General features: G+C 42.1%; 14 protein-coding genes. 13 read left to right on the top strand and 1 reads right to left on the bottom strand.

The window, feature by feature from the left end; genetic code table 11:
• The first annotated feature begins 154 nt into the window (after window positions 1-154).
• Window positions 155-1762: a CTP synthase gene (gene pyrG / locus OSJ91_RS26960; RefSeq protein ID WP_101223854.1), complete on the top strand. Its 1608-nt coding sequence runs from the start codon at window positions 155-157 to the stop codon at window positions 1760-1762.
• Between the two features lie 41 nt (window positions 1763-1803).
• Here the strand turns inward: pyrG and OSJ91_RS26955 are convergent, their stop codons facing one another.
• Entirely contained in the window at window positions 1804-2331 is a 528-nt protein-coding gene (locus OSJ91_RS26955; protein ID WP_350300694.1) for a DUF2529 domain-containing protein, read from the bottom strand.
• A 299-nt stretch (window positions 2332-2630) separates the two neighbouring features.
• On the opposite strand from OSJ91_RS26955, the gene OSJ91_RS26950 reads away from it, so the two are divergent.
• From OSJ91_RS26950 to spoIIR, 12 genes are all read left to right on the top strand, one after another.
• A complete protein-coding gene (locus OSJ91_RS26950; RefSeq protein ID WP_101223852.1) occupies window positions 2631-3002 on the top strand; it encodes a response regulator in 372 nt (123 codons plus the stop codon).
• Between the two features lie 247 nt (window positions 3003-3249).
• Entirely contained in the window at window positions 3250-4107 is an 858-nt protein-coding gene (locus tag OSJ91_RS26945; protein ID WP_350300693.1) for a class II fructose-bisphosphate aldolase, read from the top strand.
• Window positions 4108-4293: 186 nt separating this feature from the next.
• Complete coding sequence (gene fsa / locus OSJ91_RS26940; RefSeq protein WP_034315855.1) at window positions 4294-4944, top strand: fructose-6-phosphate aldolase; 651 nt, start codon at window positions 4294-4296, stop codon at window positions 4942-4944.
• Between the two features lie 208 nt (window positions 4945-5152).
• Window positions 5153-6436 (top strand): UDP-N-acetylglucosamine 1-carboxyvinyltransferase, encoded by a 1284-nt coding sequence (locus OSJ91_RS26935; protein WP_101223850.1) that lies wholly within the window; start codon window positions 5153-5155, stop codon window positions 6434-6436.
• A gap of 99 nt (window positions 6437-6535) precedes the next feature.
• Window positions 6536-7498: a class II fructose-bisphosphatase gene (gene glpX / locus OSJ91_RS26930; RefSeq protein ID WP_214744235.1), complete on the top strand. Its 963-nt coding sequence runs from the start codon at window positions 6536-6538 to the stop codon at window positions 7496-7498.
• A gap of 318 nt (window positions 7499-7816) precedes the next feature.
• Window positions 7817-9106, top strand: a complete 1290-nt coding sequence (gene rho, locus OSJ91_RS26925; RefSeq protein ID WP_034315849.1) for a transcription termination factor Rho — start codon at window positions 7817-7819, stop codon at window positions 9104-9106.
• 149 nt (window positions 9107-9255) lie between these two features.
• Complete coding sequence (rpmE, locus tag OSJ91_RS26920; protein ID WP_034315847.1) at window positions 9256-9456, top strand: 50S ribosomal protein L31; 201 nt, start codon at window positions 9256-9258, stop codon at window positions 9454-9456.
• A 138-nt stretch (window positions 9457-9594) separates the two neighbouring features.
• On the top strand, window positions 9595-10200 hold the full coding sequence (locus OSJ91_RS26915; RefSeq protein ID WP_034315845.1) for a thymidine kinase: 606 nt from the start codon (window positions 9595-9597) through the stop codon (window positions 10198-10200).
• Between the two features lie 189 nt (window positions 10201-10389).
• Window positions 10390-10845: a hypothetical protein gene (locus OSJ91_RS26910; protein WP_350300692.1), complete on the top strand. Its 456-nt coding sequence runs from the start codon at window positions 10390-10392 to the stop codon at window positions 10843-10845.
• Between the two features lie 159 nt (window positions 10846-11004).
• The gene (prfA, locus tag OSJ91_RS26905) at window positions 11005-12075 is read left to right on the top strand and encodes a peptide chain release factor 1 (protein WP_350300691.1); all 1071 of its coding nucleotides are present in this window, start codon (window positions 11005-11007) and stop codon (window positions 12073-12075) included.
• Window positions 12068-12937: a peptide chain release factor N(5)-glutamine methyltransferase gene (gene prmC / locus OSJ91_RS26900; protein WP_350300690.1), complete on the top strand. Its 870-nt coding sequence runs from the start codon at window positions 12068-12070 to the stop codon at window positions 12935-12937. The genes prfA and prmC overlap by 8 nt, the downstream gene beginning before the upstream one ends.
• A gap of 147 nt (window positions 12938-13084) precedes the next feature.
• On the top strand, window positions 13085-14020 hold the full coding sequence (spoIIR, locus tag OSJ91_RS26895) for a stage II sporulation protein R (RefSeq protein ID WP_350300689.1): 936 nt from the start codon (window positions 13085-13087) through the stop codon (window positions 14018-14020).
• Window positions 14021-14085: the final 65 nt, after the last annotated feature.

Here is a 14085-nt window from a genome sequence, read left to right as displayed (position 1 = left end):
ATGACTCTCACTAAAGACCTTTAAGTGATTAATGGTTTGTACTGGTTTACGGTTTTAGCTTTTAACCGCTCATGTGGCGGAAGATTTGATTCAGTTCCGATTTAATGATGCGAAGAACAGAATTGGAAGAAAACATTCTATAGGAGGATATAAAATGACAAAATATATTTTTGTGACAGGTGGAGTAGTTTCTTCCTTGGGAAAAGGGATAACGGCCGCTTCTTTAGGTAGATTATTAAAAAATAGGGGATTGAATGTTACAATCCAGAAGTTTGATCCTTATATCAACTTGGATCCAGGTACGATGAGTCCATACCAACACGGTGAAGTGTTTGTAACGGATGATGGTGCTGAAACGGATTTGGATTTGGGGCACTATGAGCGTTTCATTGATATCAACCTTGGCAAACACAGCAATGTGACTACAGGCAGAATTTATTCAACGGTCCTGAGAAAAGAACGCCGTGGCGATTATCTAGGTGGAACAGTTCAAGTCATTCCCCATATCACGAATGAAATTAAAGAACGGGTTTTCCGTTCAGGCAATGAAACGAATGCCGATATAGTCATCACTGAAATCGGCGGTACTGTAGGGGATATCGAGTCTCTTCCATTCCTTGAGGCGATTCGCCAAATCAAGAGTGATATCGGCATCAATAATGTTATGTATATCCACTGTACACTGGTTCCTTACATCAAAGCTGCTGGTGAAATGAAAACAAAACCGACACAGCATAGTGTAAAAGAATTACGCAGTCTAGGCATTCAGCCGAATATCATCGTTGCACGTACAGAAAGTCCAATTTCACAAGATATGAAGGATAAAATTGCTTTATTCTGCGATATCGATAAAAATTCCGTTATCGAATGTCTTGATGCGGATACTCTTTACTCCATCCCTCTTGCGCTTCAAGCACAAAATATGGACCAAATCGTTTGTGATCACTTGCAATTGGACTGCGGCGAAGCGGATATGGAAGATTGGAAGGAACTAGTCAAAAAGGTTACTTCTTTATCAAAGAAAACAAAAATCGCTTTAGTCGGAAAATATGTTGAATTGCAAGATGCTTATCTTTCTGTAGTGGAAGCACTTAAGCATGCAGGTTACGCATTTGATGCAGATGTTGAAATCGATTGGGTGAATTCCGAAGATGTAACAAAAGAAAATGTTGCTGAACTTCTTCAAGATGCAGATGGAATCCTTGTCCCAGGCGGTTTTGGAGACCGTGGAATCGAAGGGAAAATTGCAGCGACCGAATTTGCCCGCACGACGAAAAAACCATTCTTCGGAATTTGCTTAGGCATGCAGTTGGCGTCCATTGAGTATGCTCGCAACGTCCTGGGATTGCCAGAAGCTCATTCAGCTGAGATTAATGAAGATACTCCAGATCCAATCATCGATCTTCTTCCTGAACAGAAGGATGTAGAAGATTTGGGCGGTACACTGCGTCTTGGTCTGTATCCATGTAAGCTTATCGAAGGAACTAAAGCATACGAAGCGTATAATGACGAGGTTGTTTATGAACGTCACCGTCACCGTTATGAATTCAATAACCACTACCGTCAGGCAATGGAAGAGGCAGGATTCATCTTCTCAGGTACTAGTCCGGATGGCCGTCTAGTTGAAATCGTTGAATTGAAGGATCATCCTTGGTTTGTGGCTTCTCAATTCCATCCGGAATTCACGTCACGTCCTAACCGTCCGCAGCCGCTATTCCGTGACTTTGTCGGTATGTCTTTAAAGCGCAGCGAAAAACTTTAAAAAAAAACAGCCCATGGGCTGTTTTTTTTTTAGATGAATAATCATTCTTCTTCATACTCATTTATGATTTCTTCAAGAGTGAATTTAATCCCATAATAAGCGAAAAGAGCGGCAATGAGGGTAGGATACCCATATCGATTTCCGGTTTCATCAGGAATCAATCCCCGTTGGATACGTAAATCAATATGAACGTCTGCCAACTCCAAAAGAGAATCTTCTTCAGAAGGGACGGATGTAGAAACCGCAACAAATGGGATATCTTTTTCCTTGAGTTGTTTTGCCAGCAACAATGCTTCTGCATCATCCGAATGGCGGCTGAATATGAGAAATCGATCTTCCCTGGAAATAGTTTCTCCTGATTCATATCTTTTTACCTTCGGAAAGGGTTCTGCCCCATCCAAAGCCTCGGCAGTGACACCCTGCATTTCACCAAAACCATGAATGTACACAGCACCGTCCCCAACCGCAGCCTGAGCCAGCAAGCGTCCGGCATCCTCCATTTCAAAAGCTTCATTTTCAATCATTTTCTTGAATAAACCGCTTATCTGTGTCGAAAAAATTTTTAACATGGTCAGGGACTCCTTTAAAAAATAATATACTTATTATAAAGGAGTTTCCTTTGCAATGACAGGTTTCTGGGATTTTGATCCGGAAGGGCCGAATTTACTAAATCGGTCGAAAAAACAAAAAAATTAAAATTCCTCTTAGCCATACAGCAGGAATTTTGTTACAATTATCGAATATGAACAATAAATGCGTTGGACCTAAAAGTCTATGACGCAATCTAGGTAACTACCCTTTTTCGGGTAATATGGCCGTATAGGCCAATATATTTAATGGATGAATCGGGAAGGGGAGAGGTGATAAAATGCCAGGGAAAATATTGATTGTTGATGATCAGTTCGGAATTCGTATTTTATTGAACGAGGTTTTACATAAAGAAGGGTATGAAACATTTCAAGCCGCTAATGGCATTCAAGCCTTGGATGTGCTAAATAATCATTCACCTGATCTTGTATTGCTGGATATGAAGATTCCGGGAATGGATGGCATTGAGATCTTGAAAAGGATGAAAGTCGTCGATCCGGACATCCGGGTCATAATCATGACGGCATATGGTGAACTTGATATGATTCAAGAAGCAAAGGATTTAGGTGCAATGACACACTTTGCAAAGCCGTTTGATATTGATGATATTAGAAAAGCCGTTCGTGAATACTTACCGATTCAATCAAGTTAAATGTCTTCAAAATTTAATATTACTGATGGAGTAATTGCTGCGGCTATCTTTTTTTAGATGGGCCGTGTTTTTTTGGAATAAAATTTGAGGCTCGGTATAGTGTATTTGTTGCTGTTTTTTTGATGTATTGATATGCTAAAAGAGGAGAGATATTCTGATTTATAAGCGTATGCTACTTTCGTTTTAGGGAATATCTAGAAAGAATTAACTTTAAAAATAATAACATCCACTAGTAGGAGGAAATCAAATGCCTTTAGTTTCTATGAAAGATATGCTGAATAAAGCCCTTGATGAAAAATATGCAGTAGGTCAATTCAATATCAACAACCTTGAATGGACACAAGCTATTCTAGCTGCTGCAGAACAAGAAAAATCTCCAGTCATCCTTGGTGTTTCCGAAGGTGCTGCCCGCCATATGGGTGGTTTTAAAACGACTGTGATGATGGTTCAAGGATTGTTGGAAGACATGAAAATCACTGTTCCTGTGGCCATTCACCTTGACCATGGTTCAAGCTATGATAAATGTAAGGAAGCTATCGAAGCCGGATTCACTTCAGTGATGATCGATGCTTCACATCATCCGATCGAAGAAAATATCGAAACAACCAAGAAGGTTGTCGAATTCGCACACGCACGGAATGTTTCAGTTGAAGCGGAAGTGGGCACGGTTGGCGGACAAGAAGATGATGTAATTGCTGATGGAGTCGTATATGCAGACCCTCAAGAATGTGAACAGTTGGTTAAAGAAACAAATGTCGACTGCTTTGCTCCAGCTTTGGGATCCGTTCACGGACCATACAAAGGTGAACCTAACCTTGGGTATAAAGAAATGGAAGAAGTGCGGGATTTAACGAATAAACCTCTTGTTCTTCATGGCGGTACAGGCATCCCTACAAAAGATATCCAAAAAGCGATTTCGCTTGGAACATCAAAAATCAATGTAAATACGGAAAATCAAATTGTATTCACAAAAGCGGTTCGTGAAATTCTGAATAACGATTCTGAAGTGTACGATCCTCGTAAATACATCGTTCCTGGCCGTGAAGCGATTAAAGAAACTGTCATCGGCAAAATCCGTGAATTCGGTTCTAACGGCAAAGCATAAATTCAAACGTAACATAAGGGTTCCATCCCTTTAAATGTAAGATGATAAAGGCAATATTCCCATTGGGGGGCTCCCCCCTAATGGTTTCTTTTAGATGCAGGGCTGAATCCGGGCTCTATTTTTAGAACAATTAGAATTCAGATGCATATAGGAACTAAAAAATCGATTACATACGGAGGATATTTTATGAAATTCTTTATAGATACAGCAAACATGGAAGAAATCAAACAAGCGCATGAACTTGGCGTTTTAGCAGGTGTTACGACTAACCCATCCCTTGTTGCTAGGGAAAAGGGAGTTTCTTTCCATGACCGGCTAAAAGAAATCACAAGCCTCGTTAAGGAATCCGTTTCTGCTGAAGTCATTGCGCTTGATTTTGAAGGAATGATGGCTGAAGCCAAGGAACTAGTTGCGATTGCACCGAATATCACCATTAAAGTGCCAATGACTCCGGACGGCTTGAAGGCTGTTTCAGCACTTACAAAACAAGGTGTCAAAACAAATGTCACCCTTATTTTCAGTGCAAACCAAGCATTATTGGCAGCTAGGGCAGGAGCAACTTATGTATCGCCATTTTTAGGTCGCTTGGATGACATCGGCCAAAATGGTTTGGATCTAATTTCGGATATTGCTGACATTTTTGCGATTCATGATATCAATGCCGAAATCATTGCAGCTTCCATCCGCCATCCGATGCATATTACTGAAGCGGCTCTTAAAGGGGCACATATTGCAACGATCCCTTATAAAGTTTTAATGCAATTATTCCACCACCCATTAACGGATAAAGGAATTGAAGCATTTTTGAACGATTGGAATTCACGTACTGAAGCATAATGCCTTGCCGCTAAGTCGCTATAGATTGCACCGTTTAAATAAAATTAACATAAATTAGAAATTTTTCTCTTTTTTTACATGAATTTTTTACTTTTGTGTAAACTAAAGAACTAGATAGTAAATGTTGTCGGATTATGCAATTTTCTTGTGGTAAAATATTACTTTTTGGAAGTAGCTTCTAAGTGCTTAGCGTGGAAGGGAGTTTATTATGGAAAAACTTAAAATTGCCGGTGGCTATCCTCTAAAGGGAAGCATTCGTGTCAGTGGAGCAAAAAATAGTGCGGTCGCCCTTATTCCTGCAACAATTTTAGCGGACTCTCCCGTAACGATTGAAGGCCTGCCTGATATCTCGGATGTACAGATGCTGAAAGCGTTAATGGAGGAGATTGGCGGTGAGGTATCCTTTGATGAAGGAGAGATGACAGTCAACCCCAGCAGGATGATTTCAATGCCTCTTCCCAATGGAAGGGTCAAGAAGTTACGTGCCTCTTATTATTTAATGGGGGCAATGCTGGGTAAATTCAAAAAGGCAGTGATTGGCTTGCCTGGAGGCTGCCATTTAGGACCTCGCCCGATAGATCAGCATATTAAGGGGTTTGAAGCACTGGGCGCACAAGTGACGAATGAACAAGGAGCCATTTACCTTAGGGCGGACGAGCTAAGGGGAGCACGCATATATTTGGATGTCGTTAGTGTAGGGGCAACGATCAATATCATGCTTGCTGCCGTTTTGGCCAAAGGCCGCACTGTGATAGAAAATGCTGCGAAAGAACCTGAAATCATCGATGTTGCCACATTGTTGACCAATATGGGAGCTAAAATAAAGGGTGCAGGAACGGATATCATTCGTATTGATGGTGTGGAAAGTTTACATGGGTGTAAGCATACGATCATACCGGATCGGATTGAAGCCGGCACTTTCATGATTTTAGCTGCTGCTGTCGGAGAAGGAATTCTGATTGATAATGTCATTCCCCAGCATTTGGAGTCATTGACTTCCAAATTGAGGGAAATGGGGATTAATATTGAAGCGGGTGATGACCAGATATTTGTCTCACCGGGAGAACAATATAAGTCCGTTGATATCAAGACATTGGTTTACCCTGGATTCCCAACGGATCTTCAGCAACCTTTCACTTCCCTCTTAACAAAAGCAACCGGTTCTAGCATGGTCACCGATACGATATACGGGGCACGATTTAAGCATATTGATGAACTGCGACGCATGAATGCGAAGATAAAAGTCGAGGGCAGAGCGGGCATCGTCGATGGTCCTGTCCAACTTCATGGAGCAAAAGTGAAGGCAAGCGATTTACGTGCCGGAGCGGCTCTTGTAATTGCCGGTTTAATGGCTGAAGGTATTACAGAAGTGACCGGGCTTGAACATATAGATCGCGGATATAGCCATCTTGTTGAAAAACTTTCAGGTTTGGGAGCAACGATTTGGCGTGAAGAAATGACGCAAGAAGAAGTGGAGCAGCTTAAAAGCTGATCCCTTTTCTTGTAACCTCATTGTGTTACTATATATGATATAATGTGTTATACTAATATATAAATAAATCATGCTAGTGTACATGAGGGGGAACCGGAAATGGAAAGAAGTTTATCGATGGAGCTTGTCCGCGTAACTGAGGCGGCGGCACTGAATTCTGCTCGTTGGATGGGAAGAGGAAAGAAAGACGAAGCAGATGATGCAGCAACAACTGCAATGCGGGATGTTTTCAATACTATTCCCATGCAAGGAACGGTTGTAATCGGTGAAGGGGAAATGGATGAAGCGCCAATGCTTTATATTGGCGAAAAACTTGGTACCGGTCTTGGGCCACTAGTGGATGTTGCGGTTGATCCATTAGAAGGAACGAACATCGTTGCATCCGGCGGCTGGAATGCATTGGCTGTATTGGCGATAGCCGATAAGGGGAACTTGCTTCACGCCCCGGATATGTATATGGATAAAATAGCTGTCGGACCAGAGGCTGTTGGTCAGATTGATATCAATGCCTCCGTGTTGGACAACCTGAAAGCTGTAGCCAAGGCAAAAAATAAAGATATTCAAGACGTGGTTGCAACAGTATTGAACCGCGATCGTCATTCGAAGATCATTCATGAACTTCGTGAGGCAGGGGCACGTATCAAGCTGATCAACGATGGAGATGTAGCGGGAGCCATAAATACGGCCTTCGATCTTACCGGTGTTGACATCTTATTCGGATCTGGCGGAGCTCCAGAAGGAGTTATCGCAGCCGTTGCCTTGAAATGCCTTGGAGGGGAAATTCAAGGCAAGCTCGTTCCTCAAAGTGATGAAGAAGTGGAACGCTGTGGTAAAATGGGCCTTGATTTAGGAAGAGTCCTCAGAATGGAAGACCTTGTTCGCGGAGATGATGCAATTTTTGCTGCAACAGGTGTGACTGATGGAGAACTTTTACGCGGAGTACAATTTAAAGGGCATTACGGCGAAACACAATCCGTAGTCATGCGTGCTAAATCTGGTACCGTTCGTTTCATTGATGGTCGTCACAGTCTTAAGATTAAACCGAATGGTTTGATTGACTGATAGCGTTTTTTAGAAAAATCACTTTTAAAAAGCGAGCGGTTTCATCGCTCGCTTTCTTTTTTAAAAAATTTAAGTTGAATAATTAAAATAAAAAAAGTAAAATAAAGCTTGGTCTACTATTAATAATTTAAAATCTGCCCTTTCACTCCAAACTTCAAGAAGCCTTCAATTAATTTTCTTCTTTACATGTAAAAATGTATCATCCTTTCTAAGAAAACTCTGGTCGGGTACATGGATTGCGGTTTTTCTTCCATCTAACAAACCATTTCTTTTTCAGTATGGGTGAAAACGTTTAATTAATAAAAGTGTGGTGTCATAATGAATTTAACTATTTCTAATTTAGAAAACATGAAACTAAAGGATCTCTATGAGCACGCGCGTGAATATAAAGTTTCCTATTACAGCAAACTTTCAAAAAAGGAACTTATTTTCGCTATCCTGAAAGCACAAGCTGAGCAGGATGGTCTCCTATTCATGGAGGGCGTTTTAGAAATCATCCCTTCAGAGGGCTTCGGTTTCCTGCGTCCAATTAATTATTCTCCAAGCTCGGAGGATATTTATATTTCTGCTTCACAGATCCGCAGATTCGATTTGCGAAATGGAGATAAAGTGTCCGGTAAGGTAAGGCCTCCAAAAGAAAACGAGCGCTATTATGGATTGCTGCATGTTGAAGCAGTCAATGGCGATAATCCGGAATCTGCAAAAGAGCGTGTCCACTTTCCAGGTTTAACACCGCTGTATCCAAACAGGCAAATTAAACTGGAAACGACACCGAAGAACTTATCAACCAGGATTATGGATGTCCTGGCACCGGTCGGTTTTGGACAGCGTGGGCTGATCGTCGCACCGCCAAAAGCCGGTAAAACGATGCTCATCAAGGAAATTGCCAATGCGATAACCACAAATCATCCCGAATCGGAATTGATTGTGCTGTTGATTGATGAACGCCCGGAAGAAGTGACTGACATTGAACGTTCCGTTGCTGGGGACGTGGTAAGTTCAACGTTCGATGAAGTGCCGGAAAACCATATCAAGGTGGCTGAGCTAGTGCTAGAACGAGCCATGCGCCTTGTGGAGCATAAACGTGATGTCATCATTTTAATGGACAGCATCACTCGACTTGCCCGTGCTTACAACCTTGTCATTCCGCCGAGCGGACGTACACTATCAGGGGGGATTGACCCTGCTGCATTCCACCGTCCAAAACGCTTTTTCGGTGCGGCGAGGAATATCGAGGAAGGCGGCAGCCTGACGATCCTTGCTACAGCATTGGTAGATACGGGTTCAAGAATGGACGATGTCATTTATGAAGAATTTAAAGGTACGGGTAATATGGAGCTGCATTTAGATCGTGCCCTTGCCGAAAGACGCATCTTCCCGGCAATCGATATTCGCCGCTCAGGCACTCGTAAAGAAGAATTGTTAATTCCGAAAGATCGCCTGGATAAACTATGGGCCATCAGGAAAACGATGTCGGATTCGCCTGATTTCTCGGAGAAATTCCTTCGCCGTCTAAAACAGACAAAGGGTAATGAAGAATTTTTCAGTAAGCTGGATGAAGAGATGTCAGAAATGAAAAAGGGGCCGGCGAGCGTAAAACGTTCTTAAACCCTGTAAGAAACAAACAGTTGCACAACTAGTCTTAAGTTGTTATAATGAGTTCATGTGTTTTTACAATAAATGTGAGGGTGTTTTTCCCTCAACTTGAAGTATATAACTCTGTTTCGAATGATTCAGGGCATAAGGAGCTGAAAAGAATGAAAACTGGAATTCATCCAAATTATAAGCTTTCAAAAGTAATTTGCTCTTGCGGAAACACTTTTGAAACTGGTTCAGTTAAAGAAGAGATCAAAGTTGAGACTTGTTCAGAATGCCATCCATTCTACACTGGTCGTCAAAAATTCGCTGAAGCTGGCGGACGTGTTGATCGTTTCAACAAAAAATACGGTATTAAATAAGCCGGACTTTTTAAAAAACAGGCAAGTATTTTTCTTGCCTGTTTTTTCTTTTCCATAAACAAGTAAGAATTTATATAAAGCCGGGTCGACTTCAATTATGGCCAAGGGATCGACAGGTGGAAGGGAGTAGCTGTTTCCATGTATGTAATGAAACAAACAGGCTGGATCGAGCTTATTTGCGGAAGCATGTTTTCGGGTAAATCTGAGGAATTGATTAAACGAGTCAGCCGTGCTCAATTTGCTAAAGAGCAAATAGCTGTATTTAAACCAGCTATTGATAATCGCTATGCGGAAGAGGCTGTCGTATCACACAATGGCTCTTCTGTGATGGCAAAACCGATTGCCCATTCAACGGATATCTTTAAGTATTTGGACAAGCCCCTGGATATCATTGCAATAGATGAAGTGCAATTTTTTGATCATGAAATTATCGGGGTTGCCCAGCATCTTGCGGACAGCGGTTATCGAGTGATTATGGCTGGACTCGATCAAGATTTCCGAGGTGAACCATTCGGTCCTATGCCTGTACTATTATCGCTGGCAGAATCGGTGACTAAGCTGCAGGCTGTATGTGAAGTGTGCGGATCACCTGCGAGCAGGACACAGCGCTTGATAGATGGGGAGCCGGCCTCCTATGATGAGCCGATCATCCTTGTGGGTGCATCGGAATCATACGAGCCCCGCTGCCGCCATCATCACGAAGTTCCGGGTAAGCAGGCTGTTGGAATTAAAGAACATATTTGAATGATGGTGCCCTATGATCCAATGAGATCGCAGGGTGCTTTTTTTATGCGGAAAAGTGGAAAAACTGTCGGAGTTATTCAGGTGGCCTGACCAATACATGGAAGGGAAATAAAAGATAAATATTGCCCCGTTTTGGGTAGGCTAACGAGGAAATGTTCTTCTTAACCAATCAAAATGGAGGGAAAAAATATGAAATCAAAACTGCTTATTATGACGGCCTTTCTGCTTGCTGCACTAACGGCATGCGGTCAAAATGACAATGCAATAAATAATGATTCGGAATATGGCGATCAATCCCGGGACGGCAGGGATTTTGTTGGCAATGGTTTAAATCAAGTATCCAATAATGATTGGGACAATGAAGCGGAACGGCCATCGGATCAAATCCTCAACACACCGCATCATACATCCAATAATTCTCCATCCATGGGGCAGCAAATTGATGAAATCCGCGGAGTCATTGAATCGGAAACTAATTATGAGGCAGGTTCCGTTTGGTTTAATGGAAATACCATACATGTTACGGTCCATGATAAAGGCAAAATCAAGACGGAAAAAGAGAGAAATAAGGAAATGCAGCGAATACAAGGCATGATAAACAGGGTTGTGCCTCAATATAATGTAGATGTCAAATTAAACAAATAACGACATTTTTGAATCTCTTTGACGTTGATTATTCACCTATACTATAATTAACCTAGAAGTGAACTGAGCTGGGGCACTGAGCTACTTATTTATAGTTAAAAAAGATGGATTACTTCCAATTCGTTTCAGATGTTTTGGAAAATTTATGAGGTGAATAATTTGTTTGATCGATTGCAAGCAGTAGAAGATAGATATGAAAGATTGAATGAACTATTAAGTGACCCGGAGATCATTAATGACTCCAAAAAACTAAGGGAATATTCTAAGGAGCAATCCAGCATACAAGAGACCGCATCGACTTATAAAGAATACAAAGCGGTTCGTGAGCAACTCCAGGAGGCAAAGGCGATGCTGGAGGAGAAACTTGATTCGGATATGCGTGAAATGGTAAAAGAAGAGATCAATGAACTTGATGAGACCATACAAGGCCTTGAGGATAAACTGAAAATCTTGCTTATTCCTAAGGACCCTAACGATGATAAAAACGTAATCATGGAGATCCGGGGAGCGGCTGGCGGAGATGAGGCGGCCTTATTTGCAGGCAGTCTATACCGGATGTATAGCCGTTTTGCCGAGGTGCAGGGCTGGCGGACTGAAGTCATTGAAGCAAGTCCTACAGGGCTTGGCGGCTACAAGGAAATCATATTCATGATTAATGGCAATGGCGCTTATTCAAAATTGAAATTCGAAAATGGGGCTCATCGCGTTCAGCGAGTACCTGAAACTGAATCAGGCGGACGGATTCATACATCTACAGCCACGGTTGCCGTTTTACCCGAAGCTGAGGAAGTGGAAGTTGAAATCCATGATAAGGATATTCGTGTCGATACCTTTGCATCGAGCGGTCCTGGAGGGCAAAGTGTCAATACGACAATGTCTGCGGTGCGCTTGACTCATATTCCGACGAATACGGTTGTATCCTGTCAAGATGAAAAATCACAAATCAAGAACAAAGAAAAAGCAATGAAGGTTTTGCGTGCCAGGGTGTACGATAAAATCCAACGCGAAGTACAGGCGGAATATGATCAAAATAGGAAGCTTGCCGTTGGAACGGGAGATCGATCTGAAAGGATTCGCACTTATAACTTCCCGCAAAACCGCGTTACCGACCACCGTATTGGTTTAACGATTCAAAAGCTGGATCAAATCATGGAAGGTAAGTTGGATGAAGTGGTTGATGCATTAATCATGGAAGACCAATCTTCAAGGCTGGAAAATGCAGATGAGTAATTCTGCAGTGAAAGTATTTGAAGCCCTTAAATGGGCTTCTTCTTTTTTAAAGGAAAATGATCGTGATGCCAATGCTGGGGAAATCCTGTTACAGCACTTTTTAAAACAAACTCGCTCCCAAATGTTGGCCAACCTTCATGATGAGCTTAGTGAAGCGGATTTTGGGCAATTTAAGGGCGCTATTGAGCTGCATGCTAAGGGAACGCCCATCCAATATATAATCGGCAGTGAAGAATTTTATGGACGGACCTTCTTTGTGAATGAAGAAGTGCTCATACCGAGACCTGAAACAGAAGAATTGATTTATTATACATTACGTAAACTCCCGGCCATTTTTATGGAGGGACAGAAGCTTCATTTAGCTGATATTGGGACCGGCAGCGGCGCAATCGCCATAACGATGAAACTTGAAAAATCAAATCTGTTGGTGACGGCCACGGACATAGCGGAACCATCGCTTGAGGTGGCGAGGAAAAATGCAGAATCACTTGGTGCCGAAGTGCAGTTCATGCAAGGTGATTTGCTTTTGCCTTTCATGAACATGAACCAGAAGGTGGACATCCTTTTATCGAATCCGCCATATATACCAGATGATGATCATAAATCCATGTCAGTAGTCGTGACAGGACATGAACCACATCGTGCATTATTTGCCGGTATCGATGGGTTGGATTTTTACCGCCGCTTTATGGAGCAGTTACCTTTGATCATGAAGGTGCCAGGGCTGATCGGTTTTGAAGTGGGCACTGGACAGGGTAAGGCGGTTGCCGATTTATTGAAGCGAACCTTTCCTGCCGCAGAAGTATCCATTGTAAATGACATAAATGAAAAAGATCGTATGGTCTTTGCTGCATTAAAGTGATCCGTCTCCTTCGAGACGGATTTTTTTATGGGCACCATCCTCATTATCCTTTGGAATCTATATTTCCAGCTATCAACTTTTTTTATTTTTACTAGTTTAAGATAGCTGGAAAATGGTGAGACTAATTCATGTGAGGGGGCGAAGGCGATGAAAACAAAACATTTAGCCATTATCTATCTATTAATCTTAACTATAGGAACGATCGTAAGTATATATATGCCTAAAGCGGAGATGGTCGGTGCAGAAGATACGAAGGTGATCCCGGATGAGGCGATTCGTCTGCGGATACTTGCTAATAGTGATGCAGAAAAGGATCAAGCGGTTAAACGGCTTATTAGGGATAAGGTAAATGAAGATATCACAAAGTGGGTCGAGGAGCTTACTTCTTTGGATGAAGCGAGGGATGTGATCACCTCGCATCTACCGGATATCCAAGCGACGGCTGAGGCAGTTATAAAGGAACAGGGTTTGGAGCAGTCAGTAAAAGTCGATTTTGGACAAGCGGAATTTCCGACAAAACTCTACGGGCAGTATTTATATCCGGCAGGGGATTATGAAGCAGTGATTATCACACTTGGTGATGGGGAAGGCGCTAATTGGTGGTGTGTTCTATTTCCGCCATTATGTTTCTTGGATTTTTCAAATGGGACGGCTGTAAGTCAAAGTCCGATTGTTGAGGAAGAAGATGAAGGATCCCTGACTTCGGATGGGAAGGCGTATGCTGCAACGAATGAAGAGAGTGAACCTGTTGCGGAGGAAGTGGTTGAAGAAGAAGAGCTGGTTGAAAAGGAAAAAGGGCCGGAGGAAGTAGTTGAAGAAGAGGTAATGGAGGAGAGCGTAAAAGAGGAAGTACCGGAAGAAACCGTAAAAGAAGAGGTTGTTGAGGAAGAGGTAAAAGAAGAAGTGACAGAAGTAAAAGATAAGGAACAAGTGACAGAGGAAGTCATTGAAGGGAAAGTTGAAGAAAACAAGGTTGAACTTGCGGCATCCAATGAACAAGGTCAACAATTATATGAAGGGGAAAAGGAGCCTGAGGTGGAAGTGAAGTCCTTGTTTGCAGAAATATTCAATGATCTATTTTAAAAAGGGGGCAGCGGCCCTTTTTTTTACTTTCAGATAATTATAAAAACATATCCACAGGGTTATTA

The organism is Bacillus sp. T-10(2022), from assembly GCF_056502895.1.
The sequence above is the reverse complement of the archived record's forward strand: the minus strand, read 5'-3'. Positions and strand labels throughout refer to the sequence as shown.